Here is a 25,192-nt window from a genome sequence, read left to right on the forward strand (position 1 = left end):
TTCGCGTACGCTAGAGGGTGTTTAAGACCCTCAAAACCTCGTCGCTCGAAGTAGCCTTGCGTAATTGGGCGCGGATGTCGGGGTCGCTGAACAAGGTCGCCAGATGGGCGAGCAGGCGCAGATGCTCGTCATTGGCCGTATCTGGTACCAGCAAGGCAAATGCGAGGTCCACCGGTTGACCATCGGTAGCATCATAATCGATCCCGCGATTGGTCCGCACGAAGGCGCCAACGGCATCGCTGATCTGGGCGATGCGCGCATGGGGCAGGGCGACACCATACCCCAGCCCTGTGCTCCCGAGACGCTCGCGCTCAATCAGGTGCTCGAACACGGTTTCGGTCTGCAGCCGCGGATGAGCGCTGGCCAGCAGCTCGGCAAGCGTCTCGATGAGCCGCTTCTTGCTGGCGACCTCGAGAGCGCAGCGGATGCGTTCGGGCGCGATCAGTTCGGGCATCAACATGGCCCTGGTCTCCAGTGAATCTCATGCCGCCCAAGGGCAAAGCATGCGATGCGATCGGCAGTGTGACCTGAGCACGGGCGGAAGGGGATGCACGTCATGGATGCTATTCCTTCAGGGCGGTTGGGCAGGGCTCGGGGACGGTCATTTGCTCGGGGTCTGCGGCTTGGCCGGATCTTTGACACCCGCAGACACCCTGGCGGGGGCGACACCGCGGGTGTCCATCGGGTCAGTGTCAACTCAAAACGCGCTTATTCCGCGGCTTTGACGGCGGAGCTGCGGTGATTATGCCGCTTCTCCTTATAGCGCAGGATCTGGCGGTCAAGTTTGTCAACCAGTCCGTCGATCGCGGCATAGAGATCCTCATGCACCGCATCGGCAAAGAGGGTGCTGCCGTTGACATGCAGCCTGGCCTCGGCCTTTTGCTCGATCTTTTCAACGCTCAGGATGACATGGGCGTTGATGACGTGGTCGAAATGGCGCGCCAGACGCTCAAACTTGTTGTCCACATAGGACTTCAGCGCGTCCGTGACCTCGATATGATGACCCGTCAGATTGATATGCATCTTGGACTCCTTAGCAGAAGGTTCAAACGGCCTGTCAAGCCAGGCGTTTGCGCTCACTCGAGGCGGGGATACCCATAGCCTCGCGGTATTTGGCGACGGTTCGGCGCGCGATTTGGATGCCCTGTGACGCTAGGGCCCGGGCGATCTGTTGATCGCTGAGGGGTTTGCCGGGGGATTCGGCTGCAATCAATTTACGAATCAGGGCACGGATCGCGGTGGCCGAGCATTCGCCGCCGGAAAGGGTAGTAACATGCGATGAAAAGAAATATTTAAGCTCGAAGGTCCCGCGCGGGGTCAACATATATTTCTGGGTCGTCACCCGCGAGACGGTCGATTCATGCAGGCCCAGGGCCTCGGCGACATCGCGCAAGACCAGGGGGCGCATCCATTCCTCGCCATGTTCGAGAAAATCTTGTTGCAGCTCAACGATCTTGGCGCCTACGCGCAACACGGTCTCGTTGCGGCTCGCCAGGCTCTTGATGAACCAGCGCGCCTCCTGAAGATGGCTCTTGAGCATGAGCCCAGCTGCGCTCTGATCGGCCCGTCGCACCAAGCGCGCATAATCGGCATTGATCCGCAGTCTGGGGGTGATCTCGGGGTTCAACTCGACCTGCCAACGGCCATTGTGCTTATGCACCAGGATATCGGGTACAACGTACTCCGGTGCAGCCTCTTCGATCAAGCGCCCTGGGCGTGGATTGAGCCGGCGGATGAGGGCCGCTGCCTCGCTCACCGCCTCAGTTTCTGCCTTAAGCAGGCGGGCGAGTCCGGCGACGTCACCGCGCGCCAACTGCGCAAACCCCGAGGTACAGATCGCCAGTGCCAGGTCGCGTCCAGGCAGGGTCTCTGGTAGCTGGCGCAACTGGATAATGAGGCATTCGGCCAGATCGCGCGCCCCAACCCCAGGCGGATCCAGGGATTGTACCCGATGGATCGCGGTGGTGATCTCCTCCTGGCTGAGGTCTGGTCGATCGAGGGCGGCGGCCAACTCATCGATCCCAGCCCGTAGATAGCCCTCGGCATCGATCGCATCGACCACTGCGTGCGCGACCATGAGCTCACGTTCGCTCAGCCGGCTGAGATTGAGCTGCCACACCAGATGCTCGTGTAAGGTCTGGGGGCGGCTGTGAAGGGTCAAGGGGTCATGACCCTCGCCATCGTCCAGACCCGAGGCAGTAAGCGGTGGGTAGCCGTCGAAGATGTCTTGCCATTGCACATCCACAGGGAGCTCGTCGGGGATGAGCTCGTAGGCGGTATCGATCTCGCGTTCCGCAGGAGGCGGGGCAAAATCATCTTCCTCTTCCGTCTCTAGCCAGTTCATCGCGGATTCGGAGCCGTTAAGCACATCCGCGGGATCAGATTCCTCGGCCTCCTCGAGCATGAGGTTGCTTTCCAGGGCTGCCTGGATCTCTTGTTGCAACTCGAGCGTTGAAAGCTGCAAGAGGCGGATGGCCTGTTGCAACTGGGGGGTCATGCTGAGCTGCTGGCTGACTCGCAGCTGGAGGCTAGGCTTCATTGCGACGGCTAAGATGATTGAATGTGCAATAAAGGTGCCTAATTCAATTTGTAGGCGATCTCTGGACGCTGTGAACCCAAGTGGATTAAAGGACGAAATCGGCACCCAGATAGACCTCGCGCACCCGCTGATTAGCTAAAAGGCTGGATGGGGGGCCGGCAGCGATCACCGTGCCGGCGTTCAGGATATAACCCCGGTCGCAGATGTCGAGGGTCTCGCGCACATTGTGATCGGTGATGAGCACACCAATGGCGCGATCGCGCAGATGGGCGATGATTGACTTGATGTCTCCGACCGCGATCGGATCGACCCCAGCGAAAGGCTCATCGAGGAGCATTACCGAAGGCTCGACGGCCAGGGCGCGGGCGATCTCTAGCCGCCGCCGCTCGCCCCCTGACAGGCTCAAGGCGAGTGAATCGGCGACATGCAGGATACCGAGGTCTTCGAGCAGGCGTTCGCACTGCGCCAGGCGCGCGGCGTGGTCGAGGTCGCGGCGGGTCTCGAGGACGGCCAGGATGTTATCGCGGGCGTTTAATTTGCGAAAGACCGAGGGCTCTTGCGGGAGGTAGCTTAAGCCCGCGCGTGCTCGGGCATGCATCGGCAGGCGGGTCAGGTCGCGCCCATCGAGGAGGATGCGTCCCTGGTCGGCGTGGATCAGGCCCACGATCAGATAAAAACACGTCGTCTTGCCCGCGCCATTGGGACCGAGCAGACCGACGACCTCACCCGGCTCGACCTGGACGCTGACATTGTGAAGCACCTGGCGTCCGCCGTAGCGCTTCATGAGTTGTTCGGCGCATAGACCCTTCATCGCTGATCGGGGGTGAGCCTGATCCTGACCCGACCCGAGCCGCCGGCGCGAAAGCGCGCCTTGGCGCGTTCATAGATGATCCGTTCGCCGGTGAGCCGGTCCTCGCCTTGGATCAGCAGGCCGTCGCCGATCAAGGTGAGCTCATCCTTGTCGGCGTCGTATTCCATGCGCCGGGCGAAGGCCTGGACATCGCCTTGCTCTCCGTCGAGCAATTGCCGATAGCTGGCCGGCTGGCCGATGGCGATGATCAGGCGCGGCTGGCGGTCGGGGCGGTGATAGACGGTGACATGGTCGGCGCGCAGATGCATCGATCCCTGCTCGACCTGGACATGGCCGACATAGATGCTGGTATTGTCCGTTTCGCGTACCTCGACCTCGTCGGCTTCGATTAGGATCGGCTGCTGAGCATCGGCTTCGAGCGCCTGGGGCCGCGAGCAGACGGCAAATAGACCCGCCAGCAGGGCCATGGGGATATATCTGGATCGCTGATACCATGCCTTGGGAGGTAGCTTCATAGCTGGGGGGTACCCGTTGCTGGGTTGAGGCGAATCCGGGCGCGACCCTTAAATTGACCGCGCATGGCATCCTCTAAATACCACAGGCGCATGCCATTGGCGGTCAAGGTCTCGCCGTCGCTCTCGATCTGAACCGGCAGGTCCGTTTCAGCGAGCCCTTGTTGGCGCCAGATATCCAGACGCTCGGTCTTGAGATGAACGGCGCGATTATGCGGCCCGCGCGCGCGCTCGAGGCGCACCTCGTCCAGGAGCTGGACTGCGTCACCCCCTGCCCGCACGAGCCCCGAGCGGGACTCAGCCAGCCAAGGTGGACCATCGGCGCGGTACAGGATCAGGCGCGGTTGATCCAGTTCACTGAGGTCCTCGTCGGCAAAATGGCGCAACCCGGCCGCCGTGAGCCGGCGGCTTGGTTGGCCCTGGGCATCGGTTTCCAGAGCCGTGAAACCCACCACCCGATAATCGGGATGACGGGCGTGAGGGGTTGGCATTGCGATGTCCTTGGGCAGGCGCTGGACCTGCCACCAGGTGATCAGGCCAAGGAGTCCCAGTCCGAGGCCGAGTAGCCAATAACGACGGGCGAGTCCATGTTCAGCACGCATTTGGATCTAGGGTGAGCAATAGGGTCAGGTGACCCTGGGCCTCGAGGATGAGTTCGCAGACCTCACGGGCGGCGCCGCGTCCACCGGGGGCCTCGGTGCACCAATGGGCGAGGGCGCGGACCCGCGGATCGGCATCGGCGACCGCGATCGCCAGCCCCACCTGGGACATTACCGGTAGATCGATCAGGTCATCCCCGACATAGGCAATCTCCTCATCTACCAGTCCATGGCGGTCCTTTAGCGCCTCATAGGCCAAACGCTTGTCGCGATACCCCTGGAAGACATCCGAGATGCCCAATCCTTCCATGCGCAGATGCACCGCCTTGGAGGTCCGCCCGCTGATCACGGCCAGACGCACTCCGCTTTCCTGAAGCAGGGTCATGCCGTGGCCGTCGCGTACATTGAATGCCTTATATTCCTGGCCGTCGTCGCCCAGGAAGAGACTGCCATCGGTGAGCACCCCATCGACATCAAAGATCACCAGACGGATACGGGCGGCGCGTTCATGGATTGCGCTCATGGGTGAGAATATCTTAGACGAATAGGTTGGCGGTCTTGTAACCTGCAGCTTTGCTTGGGTCAATACACCGGGCGGACTCAAACGACACTGGCGCGCAACAGGTCATGCATATTGAGTGCCCCTACTAGACGGCCAGCGCTATCGACCACCAAGAGACCGTTGATCGCACGCATCTCCATGAGCTGAACCGCCTCGATGGCCAGCGCCCCTGAGCGGATGGTGACACAGGGCGAGGTCATGACCGCATCGACGGGGGTGTGGCGGACCTCGACCCCACGGTCGAGCGCGCGGCGCAGGTCACCATCGGTGAAGACCCCGAGCAGTCCCCCATCTGCGGCAAGCACCGCGGTCATCCCCAGGCCCTTGCGCGACATCTCCTCCAGGGCCTTGAGCACCGTTGTTCCACTGGGTACCGCCGGTACGCGCTCGCCTTGATGCATCACGTCAGCGACATGGAGCAGCAAGCGCCGGCCCAATCGTCCGCCTGGGTGGGAGCGGGCGAAGTCCTCAGCCGTGAAGCCGCGCTGTTCAAGCAAGGCAATCGCCAGGGCATCGCCCATGGCCAGGGCCGCCGTGGTGCTGGCAGTCGGTGCCAGACCGAGCGGACAGGCCTCCGTCGTCACGCTGACATCCAGATGGACATCGGCGCTACGGGCCAAGGTCGAGTCGGCTCGCCCGGTGAGGGCGATCAAGGGCACACCCAGGCGCTTGAGGACGGGTAGGATGGTCAACAGCTCCTCGGTCTCGCCTGAGTTCGAGATGGCCAGCACCACATCGCGCGCCGTGATCATCCCGAGATCCCCATGGCTGGCCTCGCCGGGGTGGACAAAGAAGGCGGGGCTGCCGGTGCTGGCCAAGGTGGCGGCGATCTTGCTGCCGATATGTCCGGATTTGCCCATGCCGAGCACCACGATGCGCCCCTCGCAGGCCAGCATATAGCGGCAGGCCAAGGCAAAGCTGTCGTCCACCCGCTCGGCCAGGGCGGCGACCGCTTGAGCCTCGGTCTCGATCACTGCCCGACCGAGACGCATGAGCCGCTCGATCTGGACGGTGGAGAGGGCAAGGGGTAGGGTGCCGAGTCTGCGGCGTTCGCTCATTTCGCGTGTTAGGCCGTTCGGTTGAATCTTGATCATCATGGCCTTTCGGCCTTCACTGCGTCTAGATTATGGCTTGCGCCAGGATGAGCGAAGCGAAATCAATCAGCGCACCTTTTTGGGGAAACTTCGCCTGTCGTTTACCCCGAATTGCCCTGGCCTACGGCGATTTGGCCCATTTCAGTGTTATGCGGCTATGATGCCGGTCTTGTAGAATAGGCCAGCCGCTTCAGGTTGTAGCAGGCCGCCATCATCGTCATCGCAAGGTTGGTGTGCGCTTGGTTGATGGTGCAGATTCAGCTTGCCGCCCATCTGCACCATCGCAGTAAAGACCTATTCGCCTGCGGGCGGGTCTTCGCGATGCGGGTTTTTTGGTTTCAGACAGCGGAAGCCTGCGATAGATATTCTTTAAAAAAGTCCCTTATATTGGGACACGCCTCTTATCTGAATATCTGAGGCTTGACGGTGGGCGTCGACATGCCCGCTTTACTGGTAATCGGATGAGATGAGCCTCTTTCGCCACCTCCTTTTTCATGCCTTCAAGTGGTCGGCCGCTGGTGAGCTGGCGTCACGAGTCATCCAGCCCCTCGTTTTCTTGATCCTAGTCCGCATACTCACGCCCGAGGATTTTGGCGTGGTCGCTGCCGCCACCATGATTATCAATTTTTCCCAGGTATTTTGGGAGGCCGGGATGTCCAAGGCGCTGATCCAGCGCCAGAAAGATGTCCACGAAGCTGCCGACGTCGCCTTCTGGATCAATGTTGCTTTGGGCGCTGTGGTCGGTGGGCTGGTTTTCAGCCTCGCCGAACCGGTCGCCCACCATCTATTCCAGGACGATCGTGTCACCTTGGTCTTGCAGGTCATGGTCCTGCAGATTGTTCTCGCTGCGCTGGCCTCCGTGCACACTGCACTTCTGCAAAAGGAGTTCCATTTTAAGCGTCTGTTTTGGGTGCGGCTGCTGACCGTCGCGCTGCCTGCGTTCGCGTCGATCCCGATGGCGCTCACCGGAGGCTCCTATTGGGCGCTGGTGGCCGGCACCCTCCTCGGGCAGGCCGTTCAGACAACAGTGTTGTGGCGCGTACATGTATGGCGACCGAGATGGGCTTTCGATTTCCAGATCGCGCGCGAAATGGCCGGGTTCGGGGCGTGGGTGGCCCTGTCCGGTTTGCTGGCCTGGTTCTATGTCTGGGCCGACACCCTCGTGGTCGGCATGTACCTCGGGGCCCACGACCTCGGCCTCTACCGGACGGGTAACCAGTTCGTCATCATGCTGTTCGGTATCATCTTTGCTCCTCTATTGCCTGTGCTATACAGCCACCTTTCAGAGATTCAGGCCGACAGGGAGCGATTGAAGGCCACCTATGTGCGGGTCGTGAAGGCGAGCATCCTGGTGGCAATCCCGATCGCGTTCATCCTGTTCGCGGCCGCGGAGCCGCTCGGGGTGCTTATATTCGGTGAGGCATGGACTGGTATTGGGTTTGTGATCGGGGCGATGGCACTGATGCATGGTGTAGCGTGGGTTGTCGGGGCCAACGGCGAGGTCTATCGTGCGATTGGGAAACCGGCCTATGAAACCATCGTTAACGCCACATTTCTATTGATATACATGATTGGTTATCTCTGGAGTATCCGGCATGGTTTCGAGGCGTTTGTCTGGGCCCGTTTTGCCTTAGCCGCTGCTGCAAACGCCATGCATTTGATTCTTGTCCGGCACCTGCTAGGCATAAGTCTGGCGCCGCTAATCAGGTTTTTTGCCTTGATCACACTAGCGGCGTCTGCAGCCATACCTGTTGGTATGGTGCTATCGCGTCACGTCGATGGCTTGTTTGCGCAAGCGGCAGCGACGGTCGCCATAGGTATGCTGGCTATCCTTAGTGCCCTCTTCATACTCGGCGAGGGACGGACGATCAGACGCCTGCTCAGCAGTCACAGAAGATAGGGTCTCAGTGTGATCCCAAGGATTCTCAAGCCCATGGCGCGCAGTCTGTATAGGCCGCTGCAGGTTGCCATCACGGAACGGATGGTTTCCAGGCGTATGTCCGACCCAGAAACCCAGCGATACGACTTCGAGCGACGCAAAAATAATGCACTGTCTTTCGTCAGCTCCATGCAGATGGATGATGAAGGTATTCGGTATCGCTATTCCGCGGATTGCACTCAGCCTACGCTCTATTCCTCTGCATACGCATGCATGATCTATTCTTTATTGGGTGAACTTCAGAGGATTTCGCAAGAAAGCAAGGCGCGGTGGATTGCCTACTTTGATTCCATGCAGAGTCGGCAGACCGGTCTGTTTTACGACCCGGTCGTAAAGAATAAATTGTTTGACGATTCCGATTGGTGGGGAGCAAGGCATCTTGCTCTCCACATGATTAGTGCATATACCACGCTGGGTGGGCGGCCAAGGTATCCATTTTACTTCCTTAGGTCTTACAAAGATACGAACATACTTTCTACATGGCTGGATAGTCACGACTGGTCGGCATGCTTCGATCATGCTCAGGATATCGATAACAAAATCATGAATATCGGTTGCTTGCTTCAATATCAGAGAGATCACTGGCAAGATTCTGAGGCTGGCGATGCAGTTCGATTTCTTCAGGATTACTTACTGGATAAGATGAATGCCAATACGGGGTTGTGGGGGGCGTATAACCCTAATGATCCAGTCCAAGTATCACGAGGTGTCCAGTTTGCCTACCATTTGCTTCCAATTTTTTTGTATGACAGGAGGTTGGAATTCAATGTGAATCGACTTTTAGAGGCTGCGCTCAGGACACAAAACAAATATGGCGGATTTGCGCCAACACCAAATTCCAGTGCCTGCGAAGATATCGATTCGATCTACATCCTTGCTCGCCTTGTCGCTTATGCGCCACAATATCGGGAAAGAGTGCTTATGGCTCTGAAAAAGGCGCAGGCATGGGTTGTAGTCAATCAGGTCGATGATGGTGGATTTGTATTTCGTCTGAATGAAGGCATGACCTACGGGCATCGACAAATGATGTCTCGCAGGAACCGGGGGGCGATGTTCCCGACATGGTTCCGTCTGCTTAGCCTGGCTTATTCTACGAATGCTCTCCAGGATATATCTTGTCTAGCGGTGCACTGTCCTGGCTACTATTGTTAGCTCTATCAATATTGGTTGTAATATAATAAGGAGATCAAATTCTTGAAGATGGATTTACTGCTCCAACACAAGATTGGCACCTTGATGATGGCGCCAATGATATTGCGACACTTATCTGGTTTTCGCATTGCATCCCATTTAACAATTTCCGAGAGGGCGCTTCTTTATCATCTTGCTGCTTCAGTGTCGCCCGGGCCAATCCTTGAAATAGGCTCCTATCTCGGTGCCTCAGCGTATTTTCTCGCGGCCGGAAGACTCTCTTCCGGAAGATCGGGGCAGGTGCTCTGCGTGGATACGTGGAACAACGATGCTATGAGCGAGGGCAGACGAGATACCTATGCGAAATTCATGGCCAACACCCGCAGATTTTCCGGTTACATCGTACCGATACGCGGGTTCAGCCACGCGGTCGTGGACCAAGTCCGTCGACTGGCACCGAATGGGCTTGCGATGTTGTTTGTCGATGGCGATCACTCGTGGGAGGGGAGCAAGCGCGATTGGGACGCTTACCGAGGGCTGCTGCAGCCGGGAGCAGTGATGGCATTCCATGACATCGGCTGGGCGGAGGGGGTCCAGCGTATCGTGCGCGACGAGGTCGAACCGCTCGTAAACGAATCCGGTTCGTTGCCAAACCTGTGGTGGGGCAGGTTGGCACGATGATTTCGGTAATCGTTCCGACCCGAAATCGCGCGCATCTGCTCAGCCGCGCTTTGCAGTCGATTGCCGCTCAGACCTTAGCGAGGGAGCATTTCGAAGTGATCGTGGTGGATAACGGTTCCACGGACGAAACCGCCCGAGTCGTCGCGGATCATGCGTTGCGCCTGTCCAACCTGCGCAGTGTCCGGGAGCTGCGGCCTGGTCTGCATGCCGGCCGGCATCGAGGGTTGCGGGAAGCGCGCGGTGACCTTCTCGTCTTTGTCGATGACGATATCGAGGCGGTACCTGGGTGGCTTGCTGCCATTGTCGAGGCTTTTGCCGATCCCGAGGTGGTCATGGTGGGCGGCAACAACCTTCCCCGCTTCGAGCAAACACCGCCCGGTTGGCTTTTGCGTTTATGGGAGCGTCCGGTATACGGTGGTCAGGCCATTCCTTGGCTCAGCATTCTGCGGCTGCCGGATGGGATTCGTCTAATCGCTCCGACGTATGTTTGGGGCTGCAATTTTGCAATCCGTCGACAGACGCTGCTCGATGCGGGAGGTTTTCATCCGGACGCCATGCCGCGCGAGTTGATTCGGTTTCGAGGCGACGGCGAGACCCATGTGTCTCGTCAGGTCGCGGCCTTGGGGTTAAAGTGTTTGTTCCATTCGGGGGCCACGGTTTTTCATTTTGTCAGTGCGGCACGCATGACGTTCGGGTACTTTCGCCAGCGCGCATTCGATCAGGGGATTTCGGATTCTTTTGCTGATCTGCGCCTTGGACGGCGGACGGCTTGGCTTGGGTTGCGGTCTTTTGCCCTGTTTGCCAGTCGCTGGCTCCGTTCCAGTTTAGAGATGAACCCCGAGCTGAGGGAATTGCGCCGTTGCATGGCGGTTGGTTATCGTGAGGGATATGACTTTCATCAACGCGCGTACCGGGAGGATATCGAGGTGCGCAATTGGGTGATGAAAACAAACTTTTTTTAAATATGATCGATGTGGACAGTGCCGAGACATGAGCGAACGAATCGAACACAACGGCAGGCTGTTCGCCATTATCATACCGGCGACATTTCGGGAAAACGGCATCCGCTTTTTTACCCCGGATGATTTCTCGCAGCAGCTTGCCTACATGTGCCGGCCGACCGGTTACTGCATCGAGCCGCACGTCCATAATCCGGTGCCGCGCGAGGTGGTGTATACCCAGGAGGTTTTGTTTATCCGCTCGGGTCGGGTGCGTGTCGATTTCTATGATGATGATCAGCGCTGGGTGGAGAGCCGCGATCTTGGTCCCGGCGATGTCATTTTACTGGCTTCTGGCGGGCACGGTTTCGAAATCCTTGAAGAGGCAGAGATCATCGAGGTCAAACAAGGACCCTACGCGGGTGACAATGATAAGACGCGATTTGTTGGGCATCGCCCGGAAAGCAACGCCTAGCGAGGTGCGATGAATCCACTCGAGACGATCCGGCGGCGCGGTGTGTTGGTAACACTTGTCTATACCGCTAGGTGGGCACGGCGGAAATCTGGCTGGGATGCGGATGCGTGGCGCGTGCGTCATGCGCCACGTTATCGCAATCCCACACCTTCTGAGTTGAGAGTGATCGAGGGTGATCTCGCAAACCTCGGTGTGGTGATCGAGGACTACCGGGTCGATCCAGAGTTCTTTACCCGCTTCAAGGCGGAAAATCCGTTTCCGGACGATTATCACGGTGGGCGGGCCGGCGGTGTCTGGGACGAAAAGCTACTGGAGCACTTCATCGCTGCCCAGTTGTTGGGACTCGATGGCTTTGGTGCGGATGATGTTTACGTCGATGTGGCGGCCTGCAATTCGCCTTGGGCCAGACATCTGCGTGAGGCCCGCGGTGTAAATGCGTGGGCTATTGATCTCGAAATCGGCGGGGGGTTTCGCTGAGCTATTACCAGCGTGAAAATGCGACGGCTACCAGTTTCCCAGACGCATCCGTGCGCGGGGCTTCCCTGCATTGCGCGTTCGAGATGTTTGCGGGTGACGATGACGTCCTTTTCGTGCAGGAGGCGGCCCGCCTGCTTGTGCCCGGCGGAAGGGTCGTCATCCTGCCGCTCTACATGTATACGCACTATTGTGCATACTCGACCCCCGAATATTGGGGGCGCGGCCATTCCGATCCAGCGGCGGTCGAGTATGTGCGTATGGATACCTGGGGTGTGCTTTCGTCGCGGAAAGCGGAAATATGATGCACATGCCCTTGTGCGAAGGGTGCTGGAACCGGCGAGCAAGGTCGGTCTGGGATATCGCCTGCGCGCACTGAGGAATCAGGCCGAGCTCGACGAGAACATCTACTGCCATTTCATCCTGGAACTGTTCCGATGAGCCACGTCCCCGTCAACGAACCGCTGCTCGATGGTAACGAGGCCAAGTATCTCCAGGAGTGTATCGAGACTGGCTGGATCTCGTCCGAGGGCCCCTTCGTCGCCCGTCTGGAAAACGGATTGGCTCAATATGTCGGGCGCCAGCATGGGATCGCCGTTTGCAATGGCACGGCCGCACTGGACATCGCTCTCGCCGCGCTCGGGATCGGTCCCGGCGACGAGGTCATCCTGCCGACCTTTACGATCATCTCCTGTATCGGCCAGATCGTGCGTGCCGGGGTGAGGCCGGTCTTGGTCGACAGCGACCCCGAGACCTGGAACATGGATGTCACGCAGATCAAGGCCAAGGTCACTCCGCATACCAAGGCCATCATGGCGGTACACATTTTCGGGCTTCCGGTGGATATGGACCCGTTGCTGGAGATTGCGCGGGAGTATGGGCTCGCGGTGATCGAGGACGCTGCCGAGATGCACGGCCAGACCTATAAGGGCAGGCCGTGCGGGAGCTTTGGCGATCTCTCTACCTTCAGCTTTTATCCAAACAAGCTCATCACCACCGGCGAAGGAGGGATGATTGTCACCGACGATGCTGCCCTGGCCGAGCGCTGCCGTTCTTTACGCAATCTTTGCTTCAAGCCGGAAAAGCGGTTCGTCCACGACGAGCTAGGATGGAACTACCGGATGAGCAACGTCCAGGCCGCGCTGGGGGTAGCGCAATTGGAGCGGCTGAATGAGTTCGTCGCACGCAAGCGGCGCATGGGGGCGCGCTATTCCGAGCTGCTTGCAGGGATGCCCGGACTGCAACTGCCATTGGCGAGAACCGACTACGCCGAAAACATTTATTGGGTATTCGGTGTGGTGTTGACCGATGAGATGCCTTTCGACGCTGAAGAGGCTATGCGAAGACTGGCGGCGAAAGGGATCGGTACACGTCCGTTCTTCTGGCCGATGCATGAGCAGCCGGTACTGCGCCGGATAGGATTGTTCGAGGGTGAGCACTACCCTGTTGCGGAGAGGCTGGCGCGACGCGGTTTTTATGTCCCGAGCGGTTTGGCATTGACAGAGGCGCAGCAGGATCAGGTGATCGCGGCCCTGAAAGAGGTGTTGCCTGGGTGAGTCCATGAAAGAAACGGTATTCGATGCCTATGCGGCCTATTACGATTTGCTGTACCGGGACAAGGACTACGCGGCGGAGGTGGACTATGTCCACGCCCTGATCAAGCACTATGTCCCTGCCGGTCGTGATCTCCTCGAACTCGGCTGCGGAACCGGGCGCCACGCAGAGGCGTTGGCACGGCTCGGCTATCGTGTGACCGGGGTGGATCGCAGCGATGCGATGGTGGCGCAGGCGCGCCTGCGTGCCCCGGGTCTGACGTTCGTGCAAGGCGACCTGTGTGATTTTCGGACAGGACGGACATTCGACGTGGTGCTCGCACTGTTTCATGTGATGAGCTACCAGACCACGAATGCCGATTTGATCGCCGCATTCAAGACGGCCGCGGCGCATCTTGCGCCGGGCGGGGTTTTTATTTTCGATTGCTGGTATGGTCCGGGCGTGCTGAGTGACCCGCCTACAACCCGGGTCAAGCGGTTGCATGGGGACGGCGTCGAGGTTACCCGTATCGCGGAGCCGGTGCATTATCCCGATGCAAACCGGGTGGATGTGCATTACGAGGTGATCGTGGAAAGCCAGGCGGGCATACAGCGCATCCGCGAGGTCCACCCGATGCGTTATCTCTTCACCCCGGAGGTCGATCTCTTACTCGATGCCGCGGGTATGAGACGGCTAGCGGCACAGCGGTGGCTGGACGGGCGCGCACTCGGCGCCGATGCCTGGAATGCCTGTTACATCGCTGGGCGATGAAGCGGGTCGGTATCTATTTGGGGTTCCCGCCAGAGGGCGGTGGCGCTTTCCAGTATGCGCAATCGGTGTTGTCGGCATTGTCGGCGCTTCCTAGCACGCAGTACCGGATCGTTGTCGCGTATTCGCACCCGGCGTGGGCGTCGAGGCTCGATGGCTGCGATGCGCAGGTCGAGCGGATTTGGGTCCATGAGGGTTTGCTGGATTCGGCGATCAGGGCAGGCTTGCGGTTTGGGTTTCCATTGTCGCTTTGGCGCCTGATGGCACCGGCCATTCATCCCCTGACGCGCTGCCTGCGTCACGCCACCTGCGATCTGTGGGTATTCCCGGCCCAGGATGTCTGGACCTATGCGATTCCCGTTCCGGCCCTCGGTGTTGTTCACGACCTGATGCATCGCTACGAGTCCCGCTTTCCGGAGGTCTCCGCCTTTGGCCTGTACCAGCGGCGGGAGAGACACTATCGGCGGCTTTGTCGTCATACGCGCGGTGTGCTCGTGGATTCCGAGGTGGGCAGGCGCCAGCTGATCGAGTCCTACCATCCCCCGCCCGGTCGCGTGCATGTGCTGCCCTATGTTGCGCCTGCTTACATGCAGGTCGAGGCCACGCCTGCCGGTTTCGACGAGCGTTACCGCTTGCCGGAGAGATTCATCTTTTATCCGGCGCAATTCTGGGAACACAAGAATCATGTTCGGCTGCTGGAGGCGCTGGCCATGCTGCGCCCCGAGTTGCCAGACCTCCATCTAGTTTTCGTGGGCTCGGCAAAAAATGCTTACCGTCGGGTATTAGAAACCATCGATCGGCACGGACTGGCCGATCGCGTGAAGATCCTTGGCTACGTCCCGGACGAGGATATGCCCGAGTTTTATCGGCGTGCGCTTGCCCTGATCATGCCGACATTCTTCGGGCCGACGAATATCCCGCCGCTGGAAGCGATGGTGGCAGGGTGCCCGATGGCCATATCCGCTATCTATGGGATGCCGGAACAGGTGGGTGACGCTGCCCTGCTGTTCGATCCCGGGTCGGTTGAGGGGATTGCCGAGGCCATGCGCAAACTTGCTACGGATGACGCATTGCGCCGGCGTCTGGCCGCCGCCGGTCGGGAACATGCGGGGCGATGGGCACAGCCGCAGTTTGGAGGTCGGCTTGCGGAGATCATCGATACAGTTCTTCAACAATGAAGATACTTTTTCTCAGCAAACGCAGGCCCCAGGGGCGTGATCTTTTCACCCAGCCTTACGGACGGTTTTTTCATCTTCCCCAGTTGTTGGTCGAGCGTGGACATGAGGCACATCTGCTGCTACTGGGGTATCGGCATGAGCCTGCCCAGACGCGTTGTATCGACGGGCTTCATGTTCACACAGTCCCAGCGCTTCCATGGGGGCCTTGGTCCTATCTGGCGAAGGCCCATGCGCTTTGCACGACGTTTGTGCCCGACTGGGTCGTCGGCTTTTCCGACACCTGGTACGGCATCCTTGCTACGCGATTGGCAGCAAAGCATGGCTGCAAATCGCTGATCGATGCCTACGACAACTACGAAAGTTACATCCCGTGGGCGCGTCCGCTGCATTCCGCCTGGCGGCGCGCGCTTGCGCGTGCCGACGTGGTGACCGCCGCCGGGCCACAACTGGCCGAGTGGATGCGCATAACTTCCGGGCGCGATTACGTCGAGGTGGTGCCGATGGCGGCAGACCCAGTTTTCATGCCACTACCGAAGGCGGAATGTCGGCGCGCACTGGGACTGCCGCTGGACCGGACGCTGGTGGGGTACTCCGGGTCCCTACACCCCAATCGTGGCGTCGACCAGCTCTTTTCAGTGTACGCGCGGCTCCGTGAGTACGACCCGCGGATTCAGCTGGTGTTGTCCGGGCGGCTCGCCAAAGGCGTTGAACTTCCGGTCGGGGTGCACTGGCTCGGTTACCGTCCGGCAGAGCAGGTGCCGCAAATCGTCAATAGCCTCGATCTGATGTTCGTATTCAATCAACCGAGTGCTTTCGGCAATTACAGTTATCCGGCCAAGCTTTACGAAGCCATGGCCTGCGGTGTGTCGGTGGTTGCCTCCAATGTGCCGGGTACGGCATGGATACTGCAGGATCATCCCGAAATGCTCGCTTGCGCGGGCGATGTGGAGGATTTCACAAACAAGGCGGCAGCATTGCTCGCTCAAAAAAATCGCATATATTCGCAACCTGCGGGATGGGAGCTGGCGGCGCAACGCTTTGAGTCATTGTTAGGGAAACGTTGAACAAATCGTTTCAATCGGTGCTCGTCATTCCGGCGTAAACCGGAATCCATACCCTAAATAATCTGGCCCCGGCGTTCGCCGGGGTGACGAATAGGTCAGCGTTTACCTACGCCCCTGAGTCAGGCGGTTGCTTGACGTTTGCTCGACAGCTCATTGACAATTAAAAACTTTAACTGCATAGCACCGCGATGAGCAGCGTCCCACCCCTCGCAATCGCTGAGACCCCGGTCCCGCCGGCTGTTGCGGTCGGGCCGCATCCCTTGCCCGGGGAGCCGCTGGTCGAGATTCGCGGTCTGTGTTTTCGGCGCGGCGAGCGGGTCATCTTTGCTGACCTGGATCTGGATATCCCGCAAGGTACGGTGACTGCGGTGATGGGCCCCAGCGGGACCGGCAAGACGACCCTTCTGAAACTTATCACTGGTCAACTCAAACCGGATGCTGGCAGTATCCGGGTCGCTGGTGAGAAGGTCACCCGGCTGGATCAGCGCGGTCTCTTTCGCCTGCGGCGCCAGATGGGGATGCTGTTTCAATCGAGCGCCCTCCTGACTGACCTGAGCGTCTTCGACAATGTCGCCTATCCGTTGCGCGAGCATACCCGCCTCGATCCGGCGCTGATCCGTCAGTTGGTCTTGCTCAAGCTCGAGGCCGTGGGTCTGCGCGGGGGCTGGAATCTCATGCCAAACGAGTTATCGGGGGGGATGGCGCGGCGGGTCGCCTTGGCCCGTGCTATCGCCCTCGATCCGCTGATGATCCTGTATGACGAACCCTTCGCCGGTCAGGACCCAATCTCGATGGGCATGCTCATGGCCCTGATCCGCCAGCTCAATGATGCCGCGCATCTGACTTCGATCCTGGTTTCGCACGATGTGCAAGAGACCCTGCGGATCGCCGATTGGATCTTTCTCATCGCCGAGGGTCGGGTCCTCGCCCAGGGAACCCCCCAGGCGCTGCTCCAAGACACTTCCCCATGGGTGCGGCAATTCATCGATGGCCTGCCGGATGGCCCGGTACATTTTCATTATCCGGCGCCGCCCCTGACCCTGGATCTACTGGGGAGCGGGTGATGTTCAACACCCTAAGGCGGTTCGGCGGCACTGTCCTTGCTGGCCTGGAACGGCTCGGACGGGCGCATCTTCTGCTGCTGTCGACCCTGTCTGCCCTGGATGAGGTCCTGCGCCGCCCACGTCTATTGCTCGAACAGGTCCTTAATATCGGAGCCCTGTCCTTGTTGATCGTGGGGGTCTCGGGGCTGTTTGTCGGCATGGTCCTGGGTCTGCAAGGCTATACGGTGCTCGTGCGGTTCGGCGCCGCCGAAAGCCTGGGGATTCTGGTAGCCACCTCCTTGGTGCGTGAGCTGGGGCCGGTGGTCACAGCGCTCTTGGTTGCTGGACGGGCGGGCTCGGCGCTCACTGCCGAGATCGGATTGATGAAGGTGACCGAACAGCTCGCGGCGCTTGAGATGATGGCGGTCGATCCGGTACGCCGCCTTCTGACTCCGCGTCTGCTGGGTGGATTGCTCAGCATGCCGCTGTTAGCGGCCATCTTCAGCGCCGTGGGTGTGCTGGGCGGCTATGTCGTCGGGGTCGGGCTCTTGGGTGTCGATGCCGGGGCCTATTGGGGCCAGATGCAGGCCAGGATCGATGTCCAGGAGGACCTGATCAATGGGGTCATCAAGAGCCTGGTCTTTGGGCTGGTGGTCACCTGGGTGGCCCTCTTTCAGGGGTACGATGCCATACCTACCGCCGAAGGGGTCAGCCGGGCGACGACGCGTGCCGTGGTGCAATCGGCCCTCTTGGTCTTGGGGCTCGATTTCGTCTTGACAGCACTGATGTTTGGGGGTGATTGAAATGGTCAAGCGCGGCATGCTCGAGCTTCTGGTTGGGATCTTCGTGTCCCTGGGCCTGCTTGCCCTGTTCTTTCTGGCAATGCAGGTCAGCAACCTTAGCCTGCATCTGGACGAGGGCGGCTACCGGCTGACGGCGCGTTTTGGCAATGTCGGCAGCCTCAGGGTGCGGGCGCCGGTGACTATGGCGGGGGTGCGCATCGGGCGGGTCGAGTCGATCCAGTTCGATCAACGCACCTATGAGGCCGTCGTGCTGATGCGGATCGATCCCCGAATCGATGCCATCCCTGCGGATACGATTGCCAGCGTCCTGACCGCCGGGCTGCTCGGCGAGCAATATATCGGCCTTGAACCTGGCGGCAGCCCCGAGGTCTTGCATGACGGCGATGAGATCGCGCATACCCAATCGGCATTGGTGCTCGAACGCATGATCGGGCAATTTCTCTTCAAAAAGGCAGTTGAGGACTGAATGCTTACGCGACGTCAGGTATTGTTGCTTTCCTTGTTGGGGGGCGCAGCCTTGGGATTTCAGGTAAAGGCCGCTGAGCCCGGCGAGGCAACCGATCTGATCCGGCGTATTGCCGATCAGGTGCTGGCAGTACTGAAGGCCCGCCGCGTCGAGCTCGAACAGAACCCCGCACTGATCGATAGCCTTGTCGAAACCCTTGTCTTGCCGCATTTCGACTTCGAGCGGATCACCCAGGGAGCGGTCGGTCCCGCTTGGCGCCAGGCCAGCCCCGACCAACAGCGCCGTCTGGTCGAGGGGTTCAAGCGAGTGCTCATCCGTACCTATGCGCATGCCTTGCTCAATTATTCTGGACAGGAAATCCGTTATCTGCCCGAGCGCCCAGGGCAACGCCCTGGGATGACGATGGTCGCGATCGAGGTCCGCGAGTCTGGGGCCGCCCCCATCCTGATCGAATATCGCATGCATTCGGCCAATGGACGCTGGCAGGTCTATGACGTGATCATCGACCATGCCAGCCTGGTCGGCAATTATCGCAGCAGCTTTGCCGATGAGATCAGGCAAAACGGGATCGATGGGCTGATTGCTCGGCTCGAGTCGATGGTCCGCCAAGGTGGGGCATGAGCAGGCCCGCCCGTTTGCTGGTCATTGCCGCCGATCGCTGGTCCATCGCCGGGATGCTTGATTTCGACGGCGTCGCACTGCTCGCCCCAGAGGGGCGGCGTCTGTTGCGCGCTGCCGCCCGGCAAGGGGTGAGGCGAATCACCATCGATCTGGCAGCGGTTGAATTTGCCAATAGCGCAGCCCTCGCCCTTCTACTCGATTGGCTCGCGCTCGCTCGGCATCAGGGATTGGAGCTCGGCTATGCCCAGATACCTGAGTCCCTTGTCCACCTGGCATCCCTATCCAACCTGGGTGGGCTCCTGCCGCTCGTCGATCAGGGGCCCAGCCGCCCGGTGGCGGCTTAGCGCCTTGCGGGTTTGCTCTATTTCAACCCCCATCCTCAACCTATGGATAAACTCCTGATCACTGGCGGTGTCCCCTTGTATGGCGAGACCCGCGCCTCGGGCGCCAAGAACGCCGCATTGCCCATCCTTGCTGCGACCCTGCTCGCCACCCAGACCGTTACCCTGAGCAATGTCCCGCGTCTGCGCGATATCCGTACCATGCTCGATCTGCTCGGGCGTCTGGGGGTGCGCTCTGCAGAGGACAATGACGCGTTGCACATCCATCCAGACCAACCGGCCAGCCTGGTGGCCCCCTATGAACTGGTCAAGACCATGCGCGCCTCCATCCTGGTCCTGGGACCATTGGTCGCCCGCTATGGCCGGGCCGATGTATCACTGCCTGGGGGGTGCGCCATCGGTGCCCGCCCGGTCAATCTGCATATCGAGGGTCTGCGCGCCTTGGGCGCCGAGGTGGAGGTCGAAGGCGGCTATATCCGCGCCCGCGCACCTCGACTATGCGGGACGCGCATCGTCATGGAGCTGGTCTCGGTCACCGGTACCGAGAACCTCATGATGGCCGCCGCCTTGGCCGAGGGTGAGACCCTGATCGAAAACGCCGCGCGCGAGCCCGAGGTGGTCGATCTGGCCCATTTCCTCAACCAGCTCGGCGCGCGGATCGAGGGCGCGGGGACCGATTGCATCCAGATCCAGGGGGTCGATCGGCTCGGCGGCGGTGCATACCGGATCATGCCCGATCGCATCGAGACCGGGACCTTTTTGGTGGCGGCGGCCATGACTGGAGGGCGGGTGCGGGTCACCGAGACCCGCCCCGATTGTCTGGATGCGGTCCTCCAAAAGCTTGCTGAGGCAGGGGCTGAGATCCTAACCGGTTCAGATTGGATCGAGCTGGCGATGAGCGGGCGTCCGCGGGCGGTCGATATCCATACCGCCCCCTATCCCGCCTTTCCCACCGACATGCAGGCCCAATTCTGCGCCCTCAACGCCATCGCCGAGGGGGTCGGGACGGTCGCCGAGACGGTCTTCGAGAACCGTTTTATGCACGTCCCCGAGCTCCAGCGCATGGGCGCTGACATCCGCATCGACGGGCATGTCGCTGTCTGTCACGGCGTCGAGCGACTCACCGCTGCGCCGGTGATGGCCACCGATCTACGCGCCTCCGCCGGTCTAGTCCTGGCGGGCCTGGTCGCCCAGGGAGAAACCCTGGTCGATCGCGTCTATCACCTCGACCGTGGCTATGAGAGGATGGAGAGCAAACTGGCTGCCCTCGGCGCGCGTATCCAGCGCATTCAGGGTGCCGACCGGAGTACTGCCCCATGAGATTACAGACGCCTTTGACTCTGGCCCTCTCTAAGGGACGCATCCTCGACCAGGCCCTGCCGCTGCTGGCCCAGGCGGGGATCGCGCCGCTCGAAGATCTTGCGACCAGCCGCAAGCTGATCATCGAGACCGCACACCCCTTGGTTAGACTGGTGATCATCCGCGCCGCCGACGTCCCGACCTATGTCGAATATGGCGCCGCGGATCTCGGGGTGACCGGCAAGGATATCCTGATGGAGCACGGTGGTTCTGGACTCTATGAGCCCCTGGACCTCGGCATCGCACGCTGCCGCCTGATGGTCGCTGGGCGGCCCGATAGCCACTTAGCCGGTCACCGGAGGCCGCGGGTTGCCACCAAATATGTACACACCGCCGAACGCCATTTCGCGGCCAAGGGCCAGCAGGCCGAGGTCATCAAGCTCTATGGCTCGATGGAGCTCGCCCCTTTGGTGGGGCTAGCGGATCTAATTGTCGATCTGGTCGAGAGCGGCAATACGCTCAAGGCCAATGGTCTGGTACCCTTGGAGCTCATCGCCGAGATCAGCTCACGTCTGATCGTCAATAAGGCCGCCTGGAAGATGAAACACGAATCCGTGATGACCCTGTTAGCGGCCCTGCGGGCGGCTGTGGCGCCCGGGCAGTAGGGCGCGCATTGTGCACCCTACAAGGCCTGATGGCCTTTTTATTGATCCGAAACCAATGAACTTGTATTACGCGGCATCATGGAGCTTGGGATGCTGGAAGTAGCGCATGATGCGTTGGGGGGAATTGAGAAGGCGGCGCAGGTGGCTGACGGTCGCCTTCTTCAGATCGCCCTTGGCGCGGGAGGGCGCCTGCGCGGTGATGGTGGCCTTGAGCATCTCGTTGGGGTTCAGTGCCGGGCTATAGGGGAGGGAGGAGGCCTCGATTTGATTGGCGCATGCAGCCAGCCAGGCCTTGACTGGCTTGGTGTGATGCACGCGCAGGTTGTCGAGGATGAGGAAGATCTTCTTGCCCCTGGCGTCCTTGACGAGCCGCTTCATGAAGTCGATCAGGATGTCGGCGTTCATCGCCCCCGCGAACACCTTCCGACGCACCTTGCCGCGGTTGGTCAGCGTCGAGATCACCGACAGGCCTTCGCGACGGTGCGTGACGCGAATCTCGGGCGTCTTGATCGCCGGCGCATAAGAGCGCCCGCGCACCTCGTCCGAGCGCAGCCCCGTTTCATCGCCCCAGTGGATTTCGGCGCCCTCGGCCTTGGCGCGCCGGGCAATGTCCGGGTAGGTCTCCTCAAGCCACGTCTTGCCCGCCGGCGGGCTTTGCTCATAGGCGCGCCGAATCGGTTTCTGGGGCGTCAATCCCCAGCGCGCCAAGTACTTGCCTTCCCCCTGCGGCCTGAGCTCGATGCCAAAACGGTCGAGGATCAACTGCCGCACCGCCTGCCGGCTCCACAGCGCAAACGGCAGCTTCAGCTGATCCGGTGTCCCGTCGCACATGAGCTTGCGTATCTGGGCGTCCTGCTCCGCCAACAGCGCCCGCTTCTCACCCACCTTGCGCCTACCCCGCTTGCCCTTGGGCCCCTTCGCGCGCCGCAAACGACAGCAATCTCATGTCTCGTCTTTCCATGCCCACGACATCTGGACAGCTCACTCAATTTCAAAAGCATGTGTTTCTTATCAAGAACCTATCTAGGGATCGATCGCCGTGACCGACATCCAACGTTTTTCAACCGCAGACCCTGGCTTTAAGGCCCAGCTCGAACGGCTGCTAGCCTGGGAATCGATCGCCGACGACCAGGTCCAGGCGACCGTCACTGAGATCATCCGCGAGATCCGCGCGCACGGCGATGCGGCACTCTTGGACTATACGGCGCGTTTCGACCGCTGGACTCCTGTCTCGGCGGCTGCCCTCGAGATCCCGCGCCCACGCCTACAGAGGGCCTGGGAGTCGATCGCGGACGAACAACGGGCGGCGCTCAAGCTCGCTGCCGAGCGTATCCGTGCCTATGCCGAGCATCAGAAGACCAACGGCTGGCGCTATCGCGAGCCGGATGGCACCCTGCTCGGACAACAGGTTACGCCCCTAGACCGCGTCGGTCTCTATGTCCCGGGCGGCAGGGCTGCCTATCCCTCGTCGGTGTTGATGAATGCGATCCCCGCCAAGGTCGCCGGCGTCCCCGAGCTCATCATGGTGGTCCCAACCCCAGATGGCGAGCTCAATGACCTGGTGCTCGCCGCCGCGTTTATCGCCGGTGTGGATCGCGCCTTCGCTATCGGCGGGGCCCAGGCGATCGCTGCACTCGCCTATGGCACCCAGACCATCCCGCCGGTCGATAAGATCGTGGGTCCAGGCAACATCTATGTCGCCGCCGCCAAGCGTGCGGTCTTCGGGCGGGTGGGGATCGACATGGTCGCCGGACCCTCGGAGATCCTGGTGATCTGCGACGGCCAGACCGATCCCGACTGGATCGCCATGGACCTCTTCTCCCAGGCCGAGCATGACGAGGACGCCCAAGCGATCCTGGTCAGTTGGGACGAGCGTTTCTTGGATCGGGTGGCGGCGAGCATCGATCGCCTGCTGCCCGGCATGGAACGCGCGCCGATCATCGCGCGGGCGCTCACTAGACGCGGCGCCCTGATCCTGGCTTGCGACCTCGATGATGCGATCGCGGTCGCCAATCTCATAGCCCCAGAACACCTGGAGCTCTCCCTCGCCGACCCCGAATCGGTCGTTGGGCGCATCCGCCATGCCGGAGCGATCTTCATGGGGCGCCATACCCCAGAGGCATTCGGTGACTATTGCGCTGGACCCAATCATGTCCTGCCGACCTCGCGTACCGCGCGTTTTTCCTCGCCCCTGGGGGTCTATGACTTCCAGAAGCGCAGTAGTATCCTGCAGGTCTCACCCCAAGCCGCAGCGGTCCTCGCCAAGACCGCATCGATCCTGGCGCGCGGCGAGGGGCTGACCGCGCATGCCCGTTCGGCCGAATATCGTGGGAATGGTAGCTCATGAGCGCGCGGCTCCAAGACATCATCCGCCCCGAGATCGCCGCGCTTTCGGCCTATGCAGTGCCCGATGCCAGGGGGCTGATCAAGCTCGATGCGATGGAAAACCCCTACCCATTGCCCGAAAGCTTGCGCGACCCCTGGCTTGCGGTGCTTAAGGACCTTGCGCTCAACCGCTATCCGGATCCGCGCGCCCCCGAGCTTGCGTCCATGCTGCGCGAGTCGATGGGGATCCCATCCGAAGCGGGCCTGGTGCTCGGCAATGGCTCGGACGAGCTCATTCAGATGCTGGCGCTTGCGGTGGCGCGTCCTGGCGGCAAGATCCTTGCAGTTGAGCCGAGCTTTGTCATGTACCGGCTGATCGCGCGCTTTGCCGGTTTGGACTATCTCGGCATTCCGCTCAAGGCTGATGACTTCGCGCTGGATCTAGAGGCGGTGCTTGCAGCCATCGAGCGCGAGCGCCCGTTGATTGTCTATCTCGCCTATCCCAACAACCCGAGCGGCAATCGCTTCGCCGCCGAAGATCTGGTCCAGATCATCGAGTCGGCGCCTGGGCTGGTGGTGATCGATGAGGCCTATGCCCCGTTCACCGATGCGAGTTTCCTAGGGCTGGTGGGGGACTGGGACAATCTCTTGGTTCTGCGCACCCTCTCCAAGATGGGGCTTGCTGGGATTCGGCTCGGCTATCTGGTCGGCCCCGCTGCTTGGATCGCCGAGATCGACAAGGTTCGCCTGCCCTATAACATCAATGTCCTCAGCCAGGCGACGGCCTCATTCGCCCTGCGTCATAAGTCGGTCTTCGACGAGCAGGCTAGGCTGATCCGCGAGGAGCGCCAAAGGCTTTATCAGGGCTTAAAACAGCTCCCAGGGCTTCAGCCCTATCCCAGCGAGGCCAATTTCATCCTGGTCCGCGTGTCCCCGAGTCAGGCGGATCGCTTCTTTGCCAGGCTGTATGATGCCGGCATCCTCGTCAAGAACCTCGACGGCACCCATCCACTGCTTGCGGACTGCCTGCGGATCACCGTCGGCACCCCGGAGGAGAACGCGCGGGTGCTTCAGGCGTTGGCGGGGTTGCTATAGGGGTTAGGGGGTAGGTGCTGCGTACCCTAGTCGGCCTTCTTTGACGCCGAGTCTTCAAGGCGGTGTGCTGCCTGCTCAACGACGCAGTTTCGGGGCCCTGGGTCTTGTCAGGGTCAACCGATGCAGCTAACATTTGCCTCCTACATGGGCGCATAGCTCAGCGGGAGAGCACTGCCTTCACACGGCAGGGGTCACAGGTTCAATCCCTGTTGCGCCCACCATACCCGCATCATGGC

General features: G+C 60.6%; 28 protein-coding genes, 1 tRNA gene and 2 pseudogenes. 21 read left to right on the forward strand and 10 right to left on the reverse strand.

The annotated features are described in order from the left end of the window. Positions 1 to 10: 10 nt before the first annotated feature. From GWK36_RS01800 to GWK36_RS15950, 9 genes and pseudogenes are all read right to left on the reverse strand, one after another. On the reverse strand, positions 11 to 460 hold the full coding sequence (locus GWK36_RS01800; protein ID WP_210756828.1) for a PTS sugar transporter subunit IIA: 450 nt from the start codon (positions 458 to 460) through the stop codon (positions 11 to 13). Between the two features lie 248 nt (positions 461 to 708). Continuing rightward, positions 709 to 1,023 (reverse strand): ribosome hibernation-promoting factor, HPF/YfiA family, encoded by a 315-nt coding sequence (gene hpf / locus GWK36_RS01805; protein WP_166269565.1) that lies wholly within the window; start codon positions 1,021 to 1,023, stop codon positions 709 to 711. Positions 1,024 to 1,057: 34 nt separating this feature from the next. Then, positions 1,058 to 2,539: an RNA polymerase factor sigma-54 gene (locus tag GWK36_RS01810; RefSeq protein WP_166269567.1), complete on the reverse strand. Its 1,482-nt coding sequence runs from the start codon at positions 2,537 to 2,539 to the stop codon at positions 1,058 to 1,060. Positions 2,540 to 2,624: 85 nt separating this feature from the next. Continuing rightward, positions 2,625 to 3,350: an LPS export ABC transporter ATP-binding protein gene (lptB, locus tag GWK36_RS01815; protein ID WP_166269569.1), complete on the reverse strand. Its 726-nt coding sequence runs from the start codon at positions 3,348 to 3,350 to the stop codon at positions 2,625 to 2,627. Beyond that, positions 3,347 to 3,817, reverse strand: coding sequence for a lipopolysaccharide transport periplasmic protein LptA (gene lptA, locus GWK36_RS01820; protein WP_246237619.1), 471 nt, complete (start codon positions 3,815 to 3,817; stop codon positions 3,347 to 3,349). Before lptA ends, lptB begins: the two co-directional genes overlap by 4 nt. Positions 3,818 to 3,861: 44 nt before the next feature. After that, positions 3,862 to 4,464 (reverse strand): LPS export ABC transporter periplasmic protein LptC, encoded by a 603-nt coding sequence (gene lptC / locus GWK36_RS01825; protein ID WP_166269573.1) that lies wholly within the window; start codon positions 4,462 to 4,464, stop codon positions 3,862 to 3,864. After that, complete coding sequence (locus GWK36_RS01830) at positions 4,454 to 4,984, reverse strand: KdsC family phosphatase (RefSeq protein WP_166269575.1); 531 nt, start codon at positions 4,982 to 4,984, stop codon at positions 4,454 to 4,456. Before GWK36_RS01830 ends, lptC begins: the two co-directional genes overlap by 11 nt. Positions 4,985 to 5,061: 77 nt before the next feature. Continuing rightward, positions 5,062 to 6,081 carry a KpsF/GutQ family sugar-phosphate isomerase gene (locus GWK36_RS01835; protein ID WP_166272350.1) on the reverse strand — a complete coding sequence of 340 codons (1,020 nt, stop codon included), beginning with the start codon at positions 6,079 to 6,081 and terminating at the stop codon, positions 5,062 to 5,064. A gap of 183 nt (positions 6,082 to 6,264) precedes the next feature. Further along, positions 6,265 to 6,443 (reverse strand): annotated as a pseudogene (locus tag GWK36_RS15950) (IS5/IS1182 family transposase); the annotation flags it as partial. Between the two features lie 140 nt (positions 6,444 to 6,583). Here GWK36_RS15950 and GWK36_RS01840 point away from each other — a divergent pair. From GWK36_RS01840 to hisG, 18 genes are all read left to right on the forward strand, one after another. Further along, the gene (locus GWK36_RS01840; protein WP_166269578.1) at positions 6,584 to 8,017 is read left to right on the forward strand and encodes a lipopolysaccharide biosynthesis protein; all 1,434 of its coding nucleotides are present in this window, start codon (positions 6,584 to 6,586) and stop codon (positions 8,015 to 8,017) included. Positions 8,018 to 8,050: 33 nt separating this feature from the next. Further along, a complete protein-coding gene (locus GWK36_RS01845; RefSeq protein ID WP_166269580.1) occupies positions 8,051 to 9,208 on the forward strand; it encodes a prenyltransferase/squalene oxidase repeat-containing protein in 1,158 nt (385 codons plus the stop codon). 48 nt (positions 9,209 to 9,256) lie between these two features. Further along, positions 9,257 to 9,868 (forward strand): class I SAM-dependent methyltransferase, encoded by a 612-nt coding sequence (locus GWK36_RS01850; RefSeq protein WP_166269582.1) that lies wholly within the window; start codon positions 9,257 to 9,259, stop codon positions 9,866 to 9,868. Continuing rightward, the gene (locus GWK36_RS01855) at positions 9,865 to 10,830 is read left to right on the forward strand and encodes a glycosyltransferase family 2 protein (protein WP_166269584.1); all 966 of its coding nucleotides are present in this window, start codon (positions 9,865 to 9,867) and stop codon (positions 10,828 to 10,830) included. Before GWK36_RS01850 ends, GWK36_RS01855 begins: the two co-directional genes overlap by 4 nt. Before the next feature lie 28 nt (positions 10,831 to 10,858). Then, positions 10,859 to 11,281, forward strand: a complete 423-nt coding sequence (locus tag GWK36_RS01860; protein WP_166269586.1) for a cupin domain-containing protein — start codon at positions 10,859 to 10,861, stop codon at positions 11,279 to 11,281. 9 nt (positions 11,282 to 11,290) lie between these two features. Continuing rightward, entirely contained in the window at positions 11,291 to 11,758 is a 468-nt protein-coding gene (locus GWK36_RS01865) for a hypothetical protein (protein ID WP_166269589.1), read from the forward strand. 50 nt (positions 11,759 to 11,808) lie between these two features. Then, entirely contained in the window at positions 11,809 to 12,060 is a 252-nt protein-coding gene (locus GWK36_RS15955) for a hypothetical protein (protein ID WP_425482769.1), read from the forward strand. Positions 12,061 to 12,192: 132 nt separating this feature from the next. Continuing rightward, on the forward strand, positions 12,193 to 13,311 hold the full coding sequence (locus GWK36_RS01875) for a DegT/DnrJ/EryC1/StrS family aminotransferase (RefSeq protein ID WP_166269591.1): 1,119 nt from the start codon (positions 12,193 to 12,195) through the stop codon (positions 13,309 to 13,311). A gap of 4 nt (positions 13,312 to 13,315) precedes the next feature. Further along, on the forward strand, positions 13,316 to 14,059 hold the full coding sequence (locus GWK36_RS01880) for a class I SAM-dependent DNA methyltransferase (RefSeq protein ID WP_166269593.1): 744 nt from the start codon (positions 13,316 to 13,318) through the stop codon (positions 14,057 to 14,059). Continuing rightward, entirely contained in the window at positions 14,056 to 15,234 is a 1,179-nt protein-coding gene (locus GWK36_RS01885) for a glycosyltransferase family 4 protein (RefSeq protein WP_166269595.1), read from the forward strand. The genes GWK36_RS01880 and GWK36_RS01885 overlap by 4 nt, the downstream gene beginning before the upstream one ends. Next, positions 15,231 to 16,298, forward strand: a complete 1,068-nt coding sequence (locus GWK36_RS01890; protein WP_166269598.1) for a glycosyltransferase family 4 protein — start codon at positions 15,231 to 15,233, stop codon at positions 16,296 to 16,298. The genes GWK36_RS01885 and GWK36_RS01890 overlap by 4 nt, the downstream gene beginning before the upstream one ends. A 188-nt stretch (positions 16,299 to 16,486) precedes the next feature. After that, positions 16,487 to 17,362, forward strand: a complete 876-nt coding sequence (locus tag GWK36_RS01895; protein WP_166269600.1) for an ABC transporter ATP-binding protein — start codon at positions 16,487 to 16,489, stop codon at positions 17,360 to 17,362. Further along, positions 17,362 to 18,144, forward strand: a complete 783-nt coding sequence (gene mlaE / locus GWK36_RS01900) for a lipid asymmetry maintenance ABC transporter permease subunit MlaE (RefSeq protein WP_166269602.1) — start codon at positions 17,362 to 17,364, stop codon at positions 18,142 to 18,144. Before GWK36_RS01895 ends, mlaE begins: the two co-directional genes overlap by 1 nt. Position 18,145: 1 nt before the next feature. Next, positions 18,146 to 18,610 (forward strand): outer membrane lipid asymmetry maintenance protein MlaD, encoded by a 465-nt coding sequence (gene mlaD / locus GWK36_RS01905; RefSeq protein ID WP_166272354.1) that lies wholly within the window; start codon positions 18,146 to 18,148, stop codon positions 18,608 to 18,610. Then, entirely contained in the window at positions 18,611 to 19,231 is a 621-nt protein-coding gene (locus GWK36_RS01910; protein WP_166269604.1) for an MlaC/ttg2D family ABC transporter substrate-binding protein, read from the forward strand. Then, positions 19,228 to 19,575, forward strand: coding sequence for an STAS domain-containing protein (locus GWK36_RS01915; RefSeq protein WP_166269606.1), 348 nt, complete (start codon positions 19,228 to 19,230; stop codon positions 19,573 to 19,575). Before GWK36_RS01910 ends, GWK36_RS01915 begins: the two co-directional genes overlap by 4 nt. A gap of 42 nt (positions 19,576 to 19,617) precedes the next feature. Further along, the gene (gene murA, locus GWK36_RS01920; RefSeq protein WP_166269608.1) at positions 19,618 to 20,892 is read left to right on the forward strand and encodes a UDP-N-acetylglucosamine 1-carboxyvinyltransferase; all 1,275 of its coding nucleotides are present in this window, start codon (positions 19,618 to 19,620) and stop codon (positions 20,890 to 20,892) included. Then, positions 20,889 to 21,536: an ATP phosphoribosyltransferase gene (hisG, locus tag GWK36_RS01925; RefSeq protein WP_166269611.1), complete on the forward strand. Its 648-nt coding sequence runs from the start codon at positions 20,889 to 20,891 to the stop codon at positions 21,534 to 21,536. Before murA ends, hisG begins: the two co-directional genes overlap by 4 nt. Positions 21,537 to 21,602: 66 nt before the next feature. Here hisG and GWK36_RS01930 read toward each other — a convergent pair. Beyond that, positions 21,603 to 22,478: pseudogene (locus tag GWK36_RS01930) on the reverse strand (IS630 family transposase); the annotation flags it as partial. Positions 22,479 to 22,575: 97 nt separating this feature from the next. Here GWK36_RS01930 and hisD point away from each other — a divergent pair. From hisD to GWK36_RS01945, 3 genes are all read left to right on the forward strand, one after another. Next, complete coding sequence (gene hisD / locus GWK36_RS01935) at positions 22,576 to 23,883, forward strand: histidinol dehydrogenase (RefSeq protein WP_166269613.1); 1,308 nt, start codon at positions 22,576 to 22,578, stop codon at positions 23,881 to 23,883. Further along, a complete protein-coding gene (gene hisC, locus GWK36_RS01940; RefSeq protein ID WP_166269615.1) occupies positions 23,880 to 24,956 on the forward strand; it encodes a histidinol-phosphate transaminase in 1,077 nt (358 codons plus the stop codon). The genes hisD and hisC overlap by 4 nt, the downstream gene beginning before the upstream one ends. Positions 24,957 to 25,102: 146 nt before the next feature. Beyond that, a tRNA-Val gene (locus GWK36_RS01945) sits at positions 25,103 to 25,177 on the forward strand. Positions 25,178 to 25,192: the final 15 nt, after the last annotated feature.

Source organism: Caldichromatium japonicum, assembly GCF_011290485.1.
GTDB classification, from domain to species: domain Bacteria; phylum Pseudomonadota; class Gammaproteobacteria; order Chromatiales; family Chromatiaceae; genus Thermochromatium; species Thermochromatium japonicum.